The sequence below is a fragment of the Micromonospora sp. SD19 genome (assembly GCF_054462275.1).
Genome location: NZ_JBTLMN010000003.1, coordinates 1 through 18,135, shown reverse-complemented (window position 1 = coordinate 18,135; position 18,135 = coordinate 1). Strand labels below are relative to the sequence as shown.

The following is an 18,135-nucleotide window of genomic DNA, read 5'->3' as shown; positions in this document are numbered from 1 at the left end:
GAGGGCCGTCCTCCTCCGCCCGGCAGACAGGTGCACGATGACCGACGGCTCCCCCGCCTCCCCCCGGCGACCGATCGCGCCCCCCTCGGCGCTCGGCGACCCAGCGCGGTTGCGCGCGCTCGCCGACACCGGGCTGGACGCCGCTCCGGACGAAGCGTTCGACCGGTTCGCCCGGTTGGTCAGCGACCTGTTGGACGTGCCGGTGGCGCTGGTCTCGCTGGTCTCCGCCGACCGGCAGTTCTTCCCCGGCGCGGTCGGTCTGCCCGAGCCCTGGTCGCAGCGCCGGCAGACTCCGCTGAGTCACTCGTTCTGTCAGCACGTGGTGGACATCGAGGTGCCGATGGTGCTGCCGGACGCCCGGCTCTACCCGCGCGTCCGGAACAACCTGGCCATCGACGACCTCGGCGTGGTCGCCTACGCCGGGATGCCGCTGACCGACCTATCCGGCCGGGTGCTCGGCTCGCTCTGCGCCATCGACAGCAAACCGCGCGCCTGGACCGCCGCCCAACTGCGGACCCTGGCCGACCTGGCCGCCGCCTGCTCGTCGGAGCTGCGCCTGCGGATCGCGCTCGACGGCGCGCAGGAGGCGCGGCGGCGGGTCGTGCAGGCGCACGAACGGCTGGAGTTGCTGGCCGGGGTGAGCGAGACGTTGGCCGGCACCCTGGACGTGGGCGTCGCCCTGCGCCGGCTCGCCGCCACCATGGTGCCGCTGCTCGCCGACTGGTGCCTGCTCACCCTGATCGGGCCGACCGGCCTGCCCCGTGAGGTGGTCTCGGTGCACCGGGACCCGGCCCGCGCCGCGGACGTCGACCGCTTCGGTGAGCTGCTGCGCACCGGGCTGGGCCCCGATTCGATAGTCCGGGCGGTGCTGCGCACCGGCCAGCCCCGGCTCGGCAGCGTGGCGTCCCTGACCGACGTGGAGCGGGGCACCATCCACCCGGAAATGGTCTCCATCGCCGGCCGGTTGGGCATCGCCTCCTACCTGAGCGTGCCGGTGCGGGGCGTCGGCGGCACGGTGCTGGGGGCGATCACCCTCGTGAACGACGGGCACCGTCAGCAGTTCGACGACCGGGACCTGCTCACCGCGGTCGACATCGGCCGCCGGGCCGGCCAGGCCGTCGGCAACAGCTCGATGTACGGCGAGCAGCGGCACGTCGCGGAGGTGCTGCAACACAGCATGCTGCCCCGGCTGCCGGTGGTGGCGGAGCTGGAGCTGGCGGCCCGATACCAGCCGGCGGCCGACCGGGTGGAGGTCGGTGGCGACTGGTACGACGCCTTCGTGCAGCCCGACGGCGACGTGATCGCGGCGATCGGGGACGTGGCCGGGCACGACATCGAGGCCGCGGCGACCATGGGCCAGCTGCGCAACCTGGTGCGGGGCAACGCCTTCGGCCGGCCGGACGCGGTCGGGTCCCTGATGAGCGACCTGGACGGCGCCATCCGTGGCCTTCGGCTGCCGATCGCCGCCACCGCGACGCTGGTGCGGATCTGTCCGCAGCGCGCCGGTGCGCACGAGGTGACCTGGTCCAACGCCGGGCATCCGCCGGCCCTGGTGGTCCGCGTCGGCGGGGCGGTCGAGGTCCTGGCCGCGACGCCGGAGCCGCTGCTCGGCCTGGCCCGCCCGACGCGGCGGAGCAGCCACTCGACCAGCCTGGCCACCGGTGACACCCTGCTGCTCTACACCGACGGGCTGATCGAACGGCGGGACCGGTCCATCGACGACGGGTTGGCCGAGCTGATGAGCCGCCTGGCCGGCACTCACACGCTGCCCCTCGGCGACCTCTGCGACCTGCTGCTCGCCTCGATCCGGCACCGCGAGGACGACACCGCGCTGCTGGCCGTACGGGCCCGCTGAGGCCGGTCCACCGGAGACCATCGGTACCCGTTGGATCTCGACGGGCCCGGTCGGGCCGCGCGGCGGGCTACCCTGGGCCGGGTGAGCGCCCGTCCCCCGTACCCTCGCATCCGCCGCCTCCGGGCGGCTCTCGCGGCGTCCTGCGCGGCGTTGCTGTTCGCCGCCGGTTGCAGCTTCGGTGAGCCGGAGCCCGACCCGGCCGGCGAACCGCCCAACCTGCCGACCCCGTCCGCGTCGGCGAACCCCGGCGGCAGCGGTCAGCAGGCGGTGGCGACAGTGCTCGCCAAGGGCCTGCGGGTGCCGTGGGCCATCGCCTTCCTCCCGGACGGCGGCGCGCTGGTCACCGAACGGGACAACGGCCGGATCCTCCAGGTCGGGCCCGAGTCCGGGCCGGACGGGCTGCGGGTCCGACCGGTGCAGACCATCCCCGACGTGGCGGCGGCGGGCGAGGGTGGCCTGCTCGGCATCGCCGTCTCCCCCGACTACGCCCGGGACCGGACGGTGTTCGTCTACTACACCGCCGAACGGGACAACCGGGTCGCCCGGCTGCAACTCGGCGGGCAGCCCACTCCGATCCTCACCGGCATCCCCAAGGCCAACGTGCACAACGGCGGTGGGCTGGGCTTCGGCCCGGACAAGCAGCTCTACGTCAGCACGGGTGACGCCGGTCAGCGCCCGCTCTCGCAGGACGTGAAGAGCCTCGGCGGCAAGATCCTCCGGGTCACAGCGGACGGCAAGCCCGCCGCCGGCAACCCGTACCCCAACTCCCCGGTCTGGTCCATGGGGCACCGCAACGTGCAGGGTTTCACCTGGGACGCCGCGAAGCGGATGTACGCCGTCGAGTTCGGCCAGAACACCTGGGACGAGGTCAACCAGATCACCAAGGGCGGCAACTACGGCTGGCCCGAGGTCGAGGGTAAGGCCGGCGACAAGCGGTTCACCGACCCGATCGCGCAGTGGCCGACCTCGGACGCGTCCTGCTCCGGGCTGGCCGCCACCGAGCAGTTGCTGGTCACCGGCTGCCTGCGCGGCAAGCGCCTCTGGGTGATGGAGCTGACCGACACCGGGACGCTGCTCGGTCAGCCCAGTGAGCTGCTCACCAACCGCTACGGCCGGCTGCGCGCGGTGGCCGCGGCACCGGACGGGTCGCTCTGGGTGAGCACCTCCAACCACGACGGGCGGGGCGACCCGGCGGGCGACGACGACCGGCTGCTGCGGGTGGTCTTCGCGGGCGGCGACGGCGGGCGCAGCTGATTCCGTCACCATCCGTTCAGGTTTACCAAGATCTTCCGACGGGCAGGCCAGACTTTCAGCATGGACGGGCAACGCGACGAGCGGCACGACGACGCCGATGACCGGGACGACCCGGTGACCGGCGACGATCGGACGCGCCCGGGTTGGTGGGCCGGTGCCGCCGGCCCGCTGCGCCGCCTCGGGCTGGTCGTCGCCGTCCTCGCCGTGGCCCTGGCCGGGGCGGTTCTCGGGGTGCTGGCCGGTGGTCAGGTGAGCACCGACATCGGCCCGTTCCGGGCCAACCTCAGCATCTCCCCCGCCCGCGACGGCGGCACCACCGTCGACATCCCGCCGCTGGGCGCGCTGCTGCTCGACAGCCACAGCGGGCCGACCCACCTCACCGTTCGGCTGGGCGCGCTCGACCAGGGGCGCACCGAGGCGCTGATCGACGACCCGGCCAGCATCAGCCGGGCCAGCCAGAGCGCCGTGGAGGACGTCCGCTCCGGGGTGATGCGCCTCGGCCTGCGTACCCTCGGCGCGTCGGTGCTGGTCACGTTGATCCTGGCCGGGCTGATCTTCCGCAACGTCCGGCGCACCGCCTGGGCGGGTGGGCTGGCGCTGCTGGTCACCGCCAGCAGCCTCGGCACGGCGGCGGCGACCCTCCGGCCGCAGGCCATCGAGGAGCCACGCTACGAGGGGCTGCTGGTGAACGCGCCGGCCATCGTCGGTGACGCCCGCCGGATCGCCAACGACTACACGAAGTACGCGGAGCAGTTGCAGCGCCTCGTCGGCAACGTCAGCCAGCTCTACACCACCGTCTCCGCGCTGCCGCTGTTGGAGCCGACCCCCGGCACCACGCGGGTGCTGCACGTCTCCGACATGCACCTCAACCCGACCGGCTGGCAGCTGATCCGGACGGTCGTGGAGCAGTTCGGCATCGACGTGGTGATCGACACCGGGGACATCACCGACTGGGGCAGCGAACCGGAGGCCTCCTTCGTCGGCTCGATCGGCGTGCTGAAGAAGCCGTACGTCTTCATCCGGGGCAACCACGACTCCGGCAAGACCGCCGCCGCGGTGGCCCGCCAGCCGAACGCGATAGTCCTGAACAACACCACCACGACCGTCGCCGGGCTGACCATCGCCGGCATCGGCGACCCGCGTTTCACCCCGGACAAGAACACCTCCCCGGCCGGCAGCGGACTGACCCAGCAGGTGGCCGACCAGGTGATCGGGGCCGGCAACCAGCTCGCCGTGACGATCCGCAACTCACCGCGACCGGTCAACATCGCTCTCGTGCACGACCCGGCGTCGGCCGGGCCGCTCGCCGGCACCTGCCCGCTGGTGCTGGCCGGGCACACCCACGCCCGGCAGGTGTCCAAACTGCCGGAAACACCCGGGCAGCAGCCCACCACGCTGATGGTGGAGGGCTCCACCGGCGGTGCCGGGCTGCGCGGCCTGGAGGGCGAGAAGCCCACCCCGCTGTCGATGAGCGTGCTCTACTTCGACCAGCAGAAGATGCTCCAGGCGTACGACACGATCACCGTCGGCGGCACCGGCCAGGCCCAGGTCAACCTGGAACGACGCCTGGTGGAGAACCCGAACGCCGGTGTCTCCGCCACGCCCACGCCCACCCCGAGCGGGGGTGTGCCCGCCACACAGGCACCCACACCCACGCCCACCCCGACCGGCTGAGCCCACGCCGGCCGGCGCGGACGGGTCAGCGCAGGGCGATCGCGGCCAGCGCGGCGTTGACGATGCTGCCGGGCAGCAGGTCGTGCAGCTCGTACAGGTCGGCGACGCTGCCGGACTGGCCGAACTCGTCCACGCCGAGCGGCACCGCCGGTGCGCCAACGGCCGAGCCGAGCCAGGCCATCGCGTGCGACGCGGCGTCGTGCACCGTCACCACCGGCACCCGATCGGCGAACGCGGAGCGCAGCGCGCCCGGCACGCTGGGCACCGTGGCCGTCCGTACGCCCTGTCGCAGGGTGCGCTGCCAGGCCCGGTAGAGCCGGTCCAGCGAGGTCACGTCCACCACGTGCGCGGCGATGCCCTCGTCGGCCAGCTCCGCGGCGGCGGCCAGCACCTCGGGCAGCACCGCGCCGGAGGCGGCCAGTTGCACCACCGGGGCGTCGACCAGGTGCGGGTACGCCTGGTGCGCGTCGACCAGCCGGTACGCCCCGGCGACGACCTGCCGGCGCAGCACCGCGTCGCCGAGCCGCGCCCGGGCCGCCTCGAACGGCGCCTGGTCCAGCGGTCGGGTGCTCAACCGGAAGTAGTACGCGCCGTCCTCGGCGGGCGCGGCGGTCGCGGCCGGGGCCGACCCACCGGCGATCTGTCCGAGCGCGTCGCAGAGCAGCCAGTCGAGGGTGGCCGCGTACGCCGGCTCGACGAAGGTCACACCGGGCAGTTCCAGGCCGACCGACGCGGTGATGGTGGACTGGTGGGCACCGCCCTCGGGGGCGAGGGTGATGCCGGACGGGGTGCCGGCCACCACGAACCGGGATCCGGAGTAGGTGCCGTAGAGGAATGCGTCGAGGCCGCGCAGCACGAACGGGTCGTAGACGGTGCCCACCGGCAGCAGCGGCTGCCCGGACAGGTCCCAGGAGAGCCCGAGCTGGCCGAGCAGCAGGAACAGGTTCATCTCCGAGATGCCCAGCTCGATGTGCTGCCCGGCGGGGCTCTCGGTCCAGCGCAGCATCCGGTCCTCGGTCCAGGATCGCTGCTCGGTGGGGGCGAACACCCCGGTCTTGTTGATGAACCCGGCCAGGTTGGTGGAGGTGGCCACGTCCGGTGCGGTGGTCACCAGGTAGCGGCCCACCTCCCGGTCCCGGGCCAGGTCCACCAGCACCCGACCGAAGACCTCCTGGGTGGAGATCGGCTTGGTTGCGCGTACTCCCGTGCTCTCCGGGACGGTGACCCCCAGCGCGCGCTCGCGGGGCGCGCGGGACAACGCCTCCCGGCGGGCGCCGGCCCGGATCCCGGCCGGTGAGGCCGGGTCGAGGCGGTCCCACTCCGTCTCGGAGGTCAGCCCCTGCGCCGCGCGCAACGCGTCGATCTGCTCGGTGCTGAGCAGCGCCGAGTGGTTGCGCGGGTTGCCGGCGATGGGCAGACCCCAACCCTTCACCGTGTACGCGAAGACGACGCTGGGCCGGTCGGTGACCGCGTCGCACTGGGCGTACGCGTCCAGCATCGCCTGCAGGTCGTGCCCGCCCAGGTCGGTGACGAGCGGGCCGAGGTCCTCGTCGGCGACGCCTTCCACGAAGGCGCCCACCTCGGCCGGCGCGCCGTCCAGGAACTGCTTGCGCAGCGCCGGCCCGGTCAGCCCGAACAGCGACTGGTACTGCTCGTTGGGCATCGCGTCGATCCAGTCCCGCAACGCCTCCCCACCCGGGCGGGCGTACGCCTCGGCGAGCCGGCGGCCGTACTTGACCTCGACGACGTGCCAGCCGGCCGCCTCGAACTGGCCCCGCCACTGGTTGATCCGGATGCCGGGGACGACCCGGTCCAGCGACTGCCGGTTGAAGTCGACGAGCCACATGACGTTGCCCAGCCCGGTGGTGGCCGGGTCGGCGACCGCCTCCCAGATGTTGCCCTCGTCCAACTCGGCGTCGCCGATCAGGGCCACGAACCGGGAGTGCGGCCGGGCGCCGAAGTGCGCGTCGACGTAGCGGCGGGTCGCGGCGGCGAACAGCGGCGCCGCCGCGCCCAGGCCGACGGAACCGGTGGAGAAGTCCACGTCGTCCGGGTCCTTGGTGCGCGACGGGTACGACTGGAGGCCGCCCCGGGCCCGCAGTCGGGGCAGGTAGGAGCGGTCCAGGTTGCCGAGCAGGTACTGGATGGCGTGGAACACCGGGGAGGCGTGCGGCTTCACCGCGACCCGGTCCTCGGCGTCCAGGTGCGCGAACCACAGCGCGGTCATCGCCGTGACCAGGGAGGCGCTGGACGCCTGGTGGCCGCCGACCTTCACACCGTCGCCGGTGGCCCGGTCATGGTTGGCGGCGTCCACGATCCGGGTGGCGAGCCAGAGCACCCGCCGCTGGATCTCGTCGAGGACATCGAGGTCGTGCTGGGTCACGGTGGCTCCATCCAGGCGTCGCCGTTGACGCCCTCGCGAGGGGTGCGGGGTGGCCGCGTGGTCGACAGGGTGTGGCGGAAGGCCGCCGCCGGATCGCGGCGGCGGCCTTCTCCGGGTGGGTCTCAGCCCTGGACGCCGAGGCGCTCCAGGATCAGCTCCCGCAGGGTCTTCGCGTCGGCCTGCCCGCGGGTGGTCTTCATGACCGCGCCGACCAGCGCGCCGACCGCCGCGACCTTGCCACTGCGGATCTTGTCGGCGATGGCGGGGTTAGCGGCGATCGCCTCGTCCACGGCGGCGGTGAGCGCGCCGGTGTCCGAGACGACTTCCAGGCCACGGCTGGTCATGATCTCGGTGGGCGAGCCCTCACCGTCGACCACACCCTCCAACACCGTGCGGGCCATCTTGTCGTTGAGCTTGCCGGCGTCGACCAGCCCCTGCAGCTCGGCGACCTGGGCGGGGGTGGCACCGATCTCGGCCAGCTCCACGCCGCTCTCGTTGGCCCGACGCGACAGCTCACCCAGCCACCACTTGCGGGCCGCCGCCGGGGTGGTGCCGGCGGCCACGGTGGCCTCGATCAGCTCGACGGCGCCGGCGTTCAACACCGACTGCATGTCCAGGTCCGACAGACCCCACTGCTCCTGGAGCCGACGCCGGTGCACCCGGGGCAGCTCCGGCAGGGCGGCCTTCAGCTCGGCCACCCAGGCCGGGTCCGGTGCGATCGGCACCAGATCCGGCTCCGGGAAGTACCGGTAGTCGGTCGCCGTCTCCTTCGAGCGACCCGGGGTGGTGTCACCGGTGTCCTCGTGGAAGTGGCGCGTCTCCTGGGTGATCCGGCCGCCCGCGTCCAGCACCGACGCCTGCCGCAGCATCTCCGAGCGGACCGCCCGCTCCACCGACCGCAGCGAGTTGACGTTCTTCGTCTCGGTACGGGTGCCCCACTCCGCGCCCGGCAGGTTCAGCGAGGTGTTCACGTCACAGCGCAGCGAACCCTCCTCCATCCGCACGTCGGAGACGCCGAGGGTGCGGATCACGTCGCGCAGCTCGGCGACGTACGCCTTGGCCACCTCGGGGGCGAGCGCACCGGTGCCGGTGATCGGCTTGGTGACGATCTCGACGAGCGGGATGCCGGCCCGGTTGTAGTCGACAAGCGACTCCGTCGCGCCGTGGATGCGGCCGGTGGCACCGCCGACGTGCAGCGTCTTGCCGGTGTCCTCCTCGAGGTGCACCCGCTCGATCTCGATCCGCACCGTCTCGCCGCCCACCTCGACGTCCAGGTAACCGTCGACACAGATCGGCTCGTCGTACTGGCTGATCTGGAAGTTCTTCGGCATGTCCGGGTAGAAGTAGTTCTTCCGGGCGAACCGGCACCACTCGGCGATCGAGCAGTTCAGCGCGAGACCGATCCGGATGATCGCCTCGATGGCCGCCTTGTTGGCCACCGGCAGCGAGCCGGGCAGCCCCAGGCAAACCGGGCAGACCCGGGTGTTGGGCTCGCCACCGAAGTCGGTCGGGCACCCACAGAACATCTTGGTGTTCGTGCCCAGCTCGACATGGGTCTCCAGGCCGATCACCGGTTCGAAGCGCGCAACGACCTCGTCGTACGCGGGCAGTGTCGTCGTCATCTGAGCTCCAGGAGCGATCCGGACAGAACCGTTCCAGCCTAATCGGCTGGTCCGGCCACCCCGCTGCCGGGCGTCACTCGGGTGTGGTGAAGCGCCGACGCTGGTAGGCCAGCACGAGCAGAATGCCACCGACGGAGAACGCCAGGACGCCCATCAGCAGCAGCACGAGGGGCGAGCCCGCTCCGGTGAGCGGCAACCAGCCACCCTTCGACCTCGACGGCGCGGGCGACGGCTGGGACGTCGCCGGGTCGCTCTCCGATGGCGAGGCGGCCGGATCGGTCGATGCCGTCGGGGTCGGGGTGGCCGTCGGGCCGGTCGGGGTCGCCGTGGGGGTGCCCGGGGACGCCGGGGCGACGACCAGTGACACGTCCCTCGTGGCACTGGTGCTGCGACCCGTCGCCTGGACCGTGAAGGTGAACGTGCCGGCGCTGCCGGGAACGCCGCTCAGCCGACCCAACTTGTCGAGGGTGAGACCGCCCGGCAGGGCCCCAGCGGCCAGGGCGAACGCGATGTCCGAATCACCGTCGGCGGTGAACCGGAAGGAGTAGGACCGCCCCACGGTGCCGGCGGGCGGGTCGCCGGAGGTGAAGGTGGCAGCGGCCGTGGCGACGACGATGGTGGCGGCCTGCTCGTCGAAGAGCTTGTTCTTGTCGGTCATCCGCAGCGTGAACGGGTAGGTGCCCGGCGTGGTCGGCGCGCCTCCGAGCGACGTGCCCACCACCAGCATGCCCGGCGGCAGGCTGCCCGACACCACCGACAGCGCGTACGGCCCGGTGCCGCCGGTCGCCTCCACGGTGTGGATCGCGTACACCTGCCCGATGTACATGGGTGACCGGGGCTTGCCCGAGGTGATGACGACCTTCTGTTGGCGTACCTCGATCGTCGCCGCCTGCTCGCCGAAGAGACCGTTCTTGTCGGTCATCCGCAGCCGGAACGGGAAGGTGCCCGGCGTGGTCGGCGCGCCCCCCAGCGCCGTGCCCACCACCAACATCCCCGGCGGCAGGCTGCCCGACACCACCGACAGCGCGTACGGCCCGGTGCCGCCGGTCGCCTCCACGGTGTGGATCGCGTACACCTGCCCGAGGTACATGACCGACCGGGGCTTGCCCGAGGTGATGGTGACGGTGTCGGCGGCGGTGGCTGGTTGCGCGGCACCCAGCAGCATCGCGACAACCATCGTCAGGGCCATGACCGGGCGAAGCGTCCCCATCGCACATCCAGGTCTTGATCGGAGCCGCTCGCGGCCGCCAGCGGACCAGAGTTCGTCGATCCAACAGACTCGGAGCTTATTCGACCAGTGCCACTGAACGCGGTCCATCCCCTGATCGGAGATCGTCGTGTCGCCGCGACGACAGCCGCGCCCGGCGCGGTCGTGGTGACCGCACCGGGCGCGTGACGACTTCCGGTACGACGGCGGGCGACCCGCCCCCGTACCGGCGGGTCAGAGGGCCGGCGGGGTGAACGTGCCGACGGCGGACTCCAACGCGGCGGCGACCCGGTACATCCGGTCGTCGGCCATCGTCGGGGCCATCACCTGCAAACCGACCGGCAGCCCCTCGGAGAGCCCGCACGGCACCGAGATGCCCGGCCCGCCGTACAGGTTCGTCGGGATGGTGTACAGGTCGGCCAGGTACATCTGGTACGGGTCGGCGGTCCGCGCGCCCATCGGGAACGCCACCGACGGGGTGGTCGGCGAGATCAGCGCGTCGACCCGCTCGAACGCGGCGTTGAAGTCCCGGGTGATCAGCGTCCGGACCTTCTGCGCCTGCCCGTAGTACGCGTCGTAGTAACCCGACGACAGCGCGTACGTGCCGATCATGATGCGGCGCTTGACCTCCGGGCCGAAGCCGGCCTCCCGGGTCAGCGACATGACCTCCTCCAGCGACCGGTTGCCGTCGTCGCCGACCCGCAGGCCGAACCGGACACCGTCGAACCGGGCCAGGTTGGAGGAGCACTCGCTCGGGGCGATCAGGTAGTACGCCGGCAGCGCGTACGCGAACGTCGGGCAGGACACCTCGACGACATCGGCGCCCATCTTGGTCAGCGCGTCCACCGACTCGCGGAACGCCGCCATCACACCCGGCTCGGCGCCCTCGCCGACGAACTCGCTCACGATGCCGAGCCGCACACCGGTCAGGTCACCGGTCGCGCCGAGCCTCGCCGCCGCCACCACGTCCGGCACGGGCTGCGGGATCGACGTCGAGTCCATCGGGTCGTGCCCACCGATCACCTGGTGCAGCAGGGCCGCGTCGAGCACGTTGCGGGCACACGGGCCGGGGGTGTCCAGCGACGACGAGAAGGCCACCAACCCGTAGCGGGAGGTGCCGCCGTAGGTGGGCTTGGCACCCACCGTGCCGGTGACCGCGCCGGGCTGACGGATCGAGCCGCCGGTGTCCGAGCCGATCGCCAGCGGCGCCTCGTACGCGGCCAGCGCGGCGGCGCTACCACCACCCGAGCCACCCGGGATCCGGCTCAGGTCCCACGGGTTGTGCGTCGGGCCGTACGCCGAGTACTCGGTGGAGGAACCCATCGCGAACTCGTCCATGTTGGTCTTGCCGAGCATCACCGTGCCGGCCTCGCGCAGCCGCTGCACGATCGTCGCGTCGTACGGCGGGCGCCAGCCCTCCAGGATCTTCGACCCCACGGTGGTCGGCACGCCCCGGGTGGCGAGCACGTCCTTGACCGCGACCGGCACACCCGCGAGCGGGCCCAACACCTCGCCGGCGGCCCGACGCTCGTCCACCGCGCGGGCCGCGGCGAGCGCACCCTCGGTGTCCACGTGCAGGAAGGCGTGCACCCGGTCGTCGACCGCGGCGATCCGGTCCAGGTGCGCCTGGGTCACCTCGACAGCGGAGGTCTCGCCCCCGGCGACCAGGCTCGCGATCTCCGTCGCGGTCATTCTGGTGAAGTCGCTCATGCCGGTCATCTCGCTCATGCCGTCACTCCGCTCCGCTCCGCGACGCCATGAGGCACCACGGCGCTGCACCGACTATTCGCTCGCTGCCGCTCGCTCATGAGGCCACGTCCTCGCTCAGGATCCGCGGTACGCGGAACCGCTGGTCCTCGGCGTCGGGCGCGCCCGACAGCGCTTCCTCCGGGGTCAGACACGGCGTGACGACGTCCTCGCGGAAGATGTTGGTCAGCGGCACCGAGTGCGAGGTCGGCGGGATGTCCGCGGCGGCGACCTCGCCGACCTGGGCGACCGCCTGGAGGATCACGTCGAGCTGGCCGGCGAACATGTCCAGCTCCTCCTCGGTGACGGCGAGCCGCGACAGGCGCGCCAGGTGCGCGACCTCCTCGCGGGAGATGGCGGCCATCCGTGCCCCCTTCTGAATTCCTGCTGGTCGGGCGGTGTGCCGGCCGCGCGACAGGTGGAGCGTGACACGCGGTGACCGCAGCGAGTCTATTGTTCCGCTCCGGTGACGCGTCCCCGACTCCCCCTCCCCCGGCCTCGTGCCGGGTCAGCGGGTGGGGCGGCGGGCGACGTCGGGCTGCGGGTGCCCGCCGGTCGGGCGGACCGGCCGGTACCGGGCCAGCCAGGTGACCAACTCCTCGGCCGGCATCGGCCGGGCGTAGAACCAGCCCTGGGCGGCGTCGCAGCCGGCGGTGTGCAGCATCCGCCAGGTCCGCTCGTCCTCGACACCCTCGGCGACCACCCGCAACCCCAGCGCGCCGGCCAGCTCGATCATCGACCGGACGATCGCCGCGTCGTCGGCGTCGTCGGCCATGCCGAGGACGAACGACCGGTCCACCTTCACCTCGGACAGCGGCAGGCGGCGCAGATGCTGCAGCGAGGAGTAGCCGGTGCCGAAGTCGTCCAGCGAGATGGCCACCCCGATCCGGTGCAGCTGGGAGATGGTGGCCAGCACCCGGCGCGGGTCGGCCATCAACGCGCCCTCGGTGATCTCGACCTGCAACCGCTCGGCCGGCACCCCGTAGCGGGCCAGCCGGTCGGCGATCTGATCGGCGATCTCGCCGGTGTGCAGGTCGCGCACGCTCACGTTCAGCGCCGCACGCAGGCCGATGCCGGCCGCCGACCACTTGGCGAGCTGCTCCACCACGTCGTCGACGACCCGACGGGTCAGCAGTCGCATCACGGCGCTCTGCTCGGCGACCCGGATGAGTTCCTCCGGGTCGACCATGCCCCGTCGGGGGTGTCGCCACCGCAGCAGGGCCTCGACCCCGACCACCTCACCTGTCGCGATGGCGATCTGCGGCTGGTAGTACATGGTGATTTCCCCGGCGTCGTCGGCCGGTTCGTCGTCGGCGTGCGCCCACCCGGTCGGTTCGAGCGGCTGACCGGGCGTACCCGGCCCGGCGTCCCGGCGCGCCCCGCCACGTCCCCTGCCCACCGCGCTCCCGTTCGGGGACCGACGGCCGTTCCCACCCCCGGCGCGCCGCTCCCGGACCGAGCCCGAACGGGTGCCGTCGACGGTGGCCCGGGCGTTGCGGCCCCGGATCGGGTCGGCACCGGTGGCGATCTGGTTGATCAGCTCGTCGGAGTGCAGCGGCTCGGCGTCGGCGCGTCGACGGCGTACCCACCACCGACCACCGTGCCGCGTTGCCGTGGCGACCGCCGGGTCCGCGGCTGACGCGGGCCGGGTCGCCGCCGCGCTGGGCAGCGCCGCCCCGTCACCGCCGCGCACCTCCGCCGTCGCGACAACTGGTACGTCGACAGCCGGCTCGGCGTCGACCGGCGGCTCGGCGACCGGCGGCTCGGCGACCGGCGGCTCGGCGACCGGCGGCTCGGTGTCGACCGGCGTCTCGGCCGACGGGCTGACCTCCAGCACGCGGCGCAGGTCGGCGAGGAGGCCGAGTCGCTCGGCGGAGTTGTGGTCGGACTCCGGGGCGTACACGGCCACCGTGTCGTTGCGGTGTTTGGCGTCGTACATCGCCACGTCGGCGTGGCGCATCAGGGTGGCGAAGTCCTCGCCGTGCTCGGGGAAGAGGGCGATCCCGATCGACCCGCCCACGTCCAACGGCAGTCCGTCGAGCGGCACCGGCTCGGCCAGCGCCTGGACGACCCGGTCGGCCAACTCCCGCGCCTGACCGACGTCGCTCAGCCCGGTCATCACGATGGCGAACTCGTCACCGCCGAGCCGGGCGATCATCTGCGGCCGGGGCTGCACGTCGGTGAGCCGGGCGCTGACCTCGACCAGCAGCCGGTCACCCACGGCGTGCCCGAGGGCGTCGTTGACGTTCTTGAAGCGGTCCAGGTCGAGCAGCAGCAGCGCCAACTGCCCGTCGGGTTCACCGCGGGCGGTCCGCTCGGCGTGCACGTGCACCTGCTCCGCCACCTCGGCGAGCAGGGCCTTGCGGTTGGGCAGCCCGGTCAGCGGGTCGGCGGCGGCGAGGTGCTGCTGCTCGTTGGTCAGCCGCGCCATCCGGTAAACGGCGAAGAGCGGCACCAGCACCAGCGGAATCAGCGCGGCACTGACCCGCGCCGCGGCGACCAGCACCGGGGCGAGCAGCAGCAGCGAGCCGGTGGAGAGCAGCTCGAAGCCGAGGCCCTGACGGACGGTGGGCCACCAGCGATCGCCGAAACGCAGCCGCACCGCCCAGCTGACCAACCCGTAGTTGACGACGAACCAGACCAGCGCGGCGCCGCCGACAACGGCCACGTCGGTCCAGTGCAACCGCCCCCCGGAAAAGATCGTGCCCGACCCGAGTTGGATCACCCCGTACGCGGCGGCGAGGGCGCAGGCGTACTGGCCGACGTTGAACGCCGTACGCCACGCGGCGTGCCGCATCCGCCAACCCGAGACGACCACCCCCACCGCCTGCACCACCACCGCCGGGCCGAGACCCCAGCCGAGCAGGATCGCGAAGGTGAAGCAGGTGGACGGGAACACCGCCGACGTCTGCCGGCGCCCCGGTGGCACGAACGGGCGCGCGTCGCAGACCACGGCGAGCGCGGCCATCGTCCAGAACGCCACCGGCAGCCGGGGCAGGTCGTCGGGGAGCGTCGCGAGTGGAACGGCGGCGGTCAGCGCGGCGACCGCCAGGATGCTGGCGACGAAGGCGGCGAACGGTGCGACCCGTCCCGCAGGAAGCGAGTTGCGTGGGTCGGCGACCTCCACCACACCTCCCGACCGACCATTGGCGTGCCGGTGCGCACGCCGTGACCCAATGAAACGCCCTCGGCCCCCAGTTTCCCGGTATGACAGTCACGAATCGGTCGTAGTCGTAATTAAGTTGGTATACGCGGCCAGTCGCCGTCGCCAGCCGTCGGCGGGGTCAACCGCCCAGCTGAGCGACGTCCCGCGCGGCGTCCGGGCCCGCGTCCAGCAGGAGCCGGAACCCGTCCTCGTCGAGCACCGGCACCTTGAGGCTGGCGGCCTTGTCGGCCTTCGAGCCGGGGTTGTCCCCCACCACCACGAAGCTCGTCTTCTTGGAGACGGACCCGCTGACCTTGCCGCCCCGGCTCTGCACGGCCTCGGCGGCCTGATCGCGCGAGAACCCGGCGAGGGTGCCGGTCACCACCACCGTCAGCCCTTCCAGCGGGCGCGGACCCTCGTCGACCGCCTCCTCGGCCATCCGTACGCCGGCCTCGGCCCACTTGCGGACCACCTCGCGGTGCCAGTCCACCGCGAACCACTCCCGGATGCTGGCCGCGATGGTCGGACCGACCCCGTCGACGGAGGACAACTCCTCCTCCGAGGCCGCGTCGATGGCGTCCATGGAACGGAAGTGCCGGGCGAGCGCCTGGGCCGCCGTCGGGCCGACGTGCCGGATCGAGAGCGCCACCAGCACCCGCCAGAGGTCCCGTTCCCGGGCGACCGCGAGATTGTCCAACAGCTTGGTGGCGTTGCTGCCCAGGCTGCCGTCCTTGTTGACGAAGAACGGCGACCGGGACAGCTGCTCGGCGTCGAGCTGGAACAGGTCGCCCTCGTCGCTGATGATCTCCGCGTCGAGGAGGGCTGCCGCACCCTTGTAGCCGAGCACCTCGATGTCGAACGCGCCCCGGCCGGCGAGGTGGAACACCCGCTCCCGCAACTGCGCCGGGCAGCTGCGGGTGTTGGGGCAGCGGATGTCGACGTCGCCCTCCTTCGACGGCGCGAGCGGGGTGCCGCAGGCGGGGCAACTGGTCGGCATGACGAACGGCCGGGCGTCGACGGGCCGCAGGTCGACCACCGGGCCGAGCACCTCGGGAATCACGTCGCCGGCCTTGCGCAGCACCACCGTGTCGCCGATCAGCACACCCTTGCGCTCCACCTCACGGGCGTTGTGCAGGGTGGCGAGCGCGACTGTGGAACCGGCCACGCGCACCGGCTCGAGCACGGCGAACGGAGTGACCCGGCCGGTGCGCCCCACGTTCACGTCGATGTCGAGCAGCTTGGTGGTGACCTCCTCCGGCGGGTACTTGAAGGCGATCGCCCACCGTGGCGCGCGACTGGTCGAGCCGAGCCGGCCCTGGATGGAGACCGGGTCGACCTTGACCACCACCCCGTCGATCTCGTGCTCGACATCGTGCCGGTGCTCGGCGTAGTAGGCGATGAACTCGGCGACACCGGCCAGGTCGGGGACGACCCGCCACCGGTCGCTGGTGGGCAACCCCCAGGACTTGAGCGCGGCGTACGACTCGGACTGCGCCGTGGGCTGGAAGCCCCGGCGGGCGCCGATGCCGTGCACCACCAGGCGCAGTGGCCGGGTGGCGGTGATCCGTGGATCCTTCTGCCGGAGGCTGCCGGCGGCGGCGTTGCGCGGGTTGGCGAAGGGTGCCTTGCCCTGTTCCACCAGACCCGCGTTGAGATCGGCGAACGCGGCGATCGGGAAGTAGATCTCGCCCCGGACCTCCACCAGCTCGGGAACGTCCGGGAATTCGGCGGACGGGGTGAGCTGGCTGGGCACGTCCCGGATGCTGCGCACGTTGGCGGTGACGTCCTCACCGGTGCGCCCGTCGCCGCGGGTGGCGGCCCGGACCAGTCGACCCTTCTCGTAGGTCAGGTTGATCGCCAACCCGTCGACCTTCAGCTCGCACAGGTAGGGCACCGGGCCGCCCGCGTCCCGTTCGACCCGCTCGGCCCAGGCCGCCAACTCCTCGTCGGCGAAGGCGTTGTCGAGCGACAGCATCCGTTCGGCGTGGGTGACCGGGGTGAAGTCGGTGGAGAACGTGCCGCCCACCCGTTGGGTCGGCGAGTCGGGCGTCCGCAGCGCCGGGAACTGGGCCTCCAGCGCCTCCAGCTCGCGCAACTGCCTGTCGAAGTCGGCGTCGGGGATGGTCGGCGCGTCCAGGACGTAGTAGCGGTACTGGTGCTCGGTCAGCTCCTGGCTGAGGGCGGCATGCCGTTCCCGGGCCTGCGGCGTCGGCTCGGCCCCGGCCGCTGCCTCCTGCGCCGCGCTGACCTGCTGACCGATCTGCTCCTCGGACACACCGCCACCTTCGGACACGCCTGCGACCTCCCTGATCACGCTACTCCGGCACGGTATCGGGCCGGTGAGACAATCCGTCGCCCGCCCGCGCCGGGAGCGACGTCGCCCTCAGCCGGGATGCCCGGTGGGTGTCGACGAACCGCCCGACCACCCACCACCAGATGATCAGGTGAGGCGCGGGGTGATCGGGCAGCCGCGGTGTGGTTGGCGGGCGGCACGGGCCACGACGTGCAAGGATCGCCGGACGGTGCGACCGGCGGGTCGCCGGGAGGCGGAGGTACGGATGCCCGAGGCACTGCTCTGGGCGGTGGCGATCCTGCTGGCGGTGGCCGCCGGCTGGGCGTGGAACAGTTGGCGGCACCGGGTGACCAACCGACGTCCGGGCACCCGGCCGGGTCGGGCCAGCACCGGCGGGCGTCGTCCCAGCCCGCCACGCCCCCGGGGCGGCGAGCGCCCGTCCACCCCGTCCCGCCGCCGCGACGCCGACCGGCACGACGACACCCCCGCGCCCGGTGAGATCTGGTGGGCCGACGTGCCGTACGCCGACGGCAGCGGGTCGAAGGTACGCCCGTGCCTGGTGCTGCGCGCGGACTCCAAGGGCGCCGACGTCCTGAAGATCACCAGCCAGGACAAGAGCGACCGGGACGACCACGTCCGGATTCCCACCCGGGACTGGGACCCCGGCGCGGAGCACGACAGCTACCTCAGCCTCACCGAGCCGATCCGACTCAACGCGGCCGCCTTCGCCGACCACGCCGGCCGCTGCGACGCCGACCTCTGGCGGAAGGTGCGCAGCCTGCGCCACCTGCCCACCACCTGACGCCTCTCGACCGCCCCTGCGGCGCGGCCGCCGGCCATGATCGACTCGGGTTCCTGAAAGTCGCGGTGTCCCGAGGCCTTGGGCTCAAGTGGTTGTTGCAACGGGGTGGATTCTCGTCAGGATGAGGGGTCATGCCGGGGCAGAGGTTGTCGTC

General features: G+C 72.6%; 11 protein-coding genes. 4 read left to right on the top strand and 7 right to left on the bottom strand.

Features of this window, described 5'->3' with window-relative positions:
• Window positions 1-37: 37 nt before the first annotated feature.
• The 3 genes from ACX27O_RS12540 to ACX27O_RS12530 all read left to right on the top strand — a co-directional run bounded on the left by ACX27O_RS12540 (window position 38) and on the right by ACX27O_RS12530 (window position 4,783).
• Window positions 38-1,855, top strand: coding sequence for a SpoIIE family protein phosphatase (locus ACX27O_RS12540; RefSeq protein WP_051708835.1), 1,818 nt, complete (start codon window positions 38-40; stop codon window positions 1,853-1,855).
• A gap of 81 nt (window positions 1,856-1,936) precedes the next feature.
• Entirely contained in the window at window positions 1,937-3,109 is a 1,173-nt protein-coding gene (locus ACX27O_RS12535; RefSeq protein ID WP_358125823.1) for a PQQ-dependent sugar dehydrogenase, read from the top strand.
• 60 nt (window positions 3,110-3,169) lie between these two features.
• A complete protein-coding gene (locus tag ACX27O_RS12530) occupies window positions 3,170-4,783 on the top strand; it encodes a metallophosphoesterase (protein ID WP_210865197.1) in 1,614 nt (537 codons plus the stop codon).
• A 25-nt stretch (window positions 4,784-4,808) separates the two neighbouring features.
• Here ACX27O_RS12530 and ACX27O_RS12525 read toward each other — a convergent pair whose 3' ends face one another.
• The 7 genes from ACX27O_RS12525 to ligA form a co-directional block, all read right to left on the bottom strand.
• A complete protein-coding gene (locus ACX27O_RS12525; RefSeq protein WP_458939477.1) occupies window positions 4,809-7,166 on the bottom strand; it encodes a transketolase-like TK C-terminal-containing protein in 2,358 nt (785 codons plus the stop codon).
• 122 nt (window positions 7,167-7,288) lie between these two features.
• On the bottom strand, window positions 7,289-8,788 hold the full coding sequence (gene gatB / locus ACX27O_RS12520) for an Asp-tRNA(Asn)/Glu-tRNA(Gln) amidotransferase subunit GatB (RefSeq protein ID WP_210865196.1): 1,500 nt from the start codon (window positions 8,786-8,788) through the stop codon (window positions 7,289-7,291).
• 73 nt (window positions 8,789-8,861) lie between these two features.
• Window positions 8,862-9,998: an Ig domain-containing protein gene (locus tag ACX27O_RS12515; RefSeq protein ID WP_030337179.1), complete on the bottom strand. Its 1,137-nt coding sequence runs from the start codon at window positions 9,996-9,998 to the stop codon at window positions 8,862-8,864.
• Window positions 9,999-10,229: 231 nt separating this feature from the next.
• Window positions 10,230-11,705, bottom strand: coding sequence for an Asp-tRNA(Asn)/Glu-tRNA(Gln) amidotransferase subunit GatA (gene gatA / locus ACX27O_RS12510; RefSeq protein ID WP_030337177.1), 1,476 nt, complete (start codon window positions 11,703-11,705; stop codon window positions 10,230-10,232).
• Window positions 11,706-11,799: 94 nt separating this feature from the next.
• Complete coding sequence (gene gatC, locus ACX27O_RS12505) at window positions 11,800-12,105, bottom strand: Asp-tRNA(Asn)/Glu-tRNA(Gln) amidotransferase subunit GatC (RefSeq protein WP_030337175.1); 306 nt, start codon at window positions 12,103-12,105, stop codon at window positions 11,800-11,802.
• A gap of 144 nt (window positions 12,106-12,249) precedes the next feature.
• Window positions 12,250-14,868, bottom strand: a complete 2,619-nt coding sequence (locus ACX27O_RS12500; protein ID WP_358125812.1) for a putative bifunctional diguanylate cyclase/phosphodiesterase — start codon at window positions 14,866-14,868, stop codon at window positions 12,250-12,252.
• 157 nt (window positions 14,869-15,025) lie between these two features.
• Window positions 15,026-17,161 (bottom strand): NAD-dependent DNA ligase LigA, encoded by a 2,136-nt coding sequence (gene ligA, locus ACX27O_RS12495; protein ID WP_030337172.1) that lies wholly within the window; start codon window positions 17,159-17,161, stop codon window positions 15,026-15,028.
• A 283-nt stretch (window positions 17,162-17,444) separates the two neighbouring features.
• Here ligA and ACX27O_RS12490 point away from each other — a divergent pair, with 283 nt between their 5' ends.
• Window positions 17,445-17,981: a type II toxin-antitoxin system PemK/MazF family toxin gene (locus ACX27O_RS12490; protein WP_210859963.1), complete on the top strand. Its 537-nt coding sequence runs from the start codon at window positions 17,445-17,447 to the stop codon at window positions 17,979-17,981.
• The last annotated feature ends 154 nt before the right edge of the window (window positions 17,982-18,135 follow it).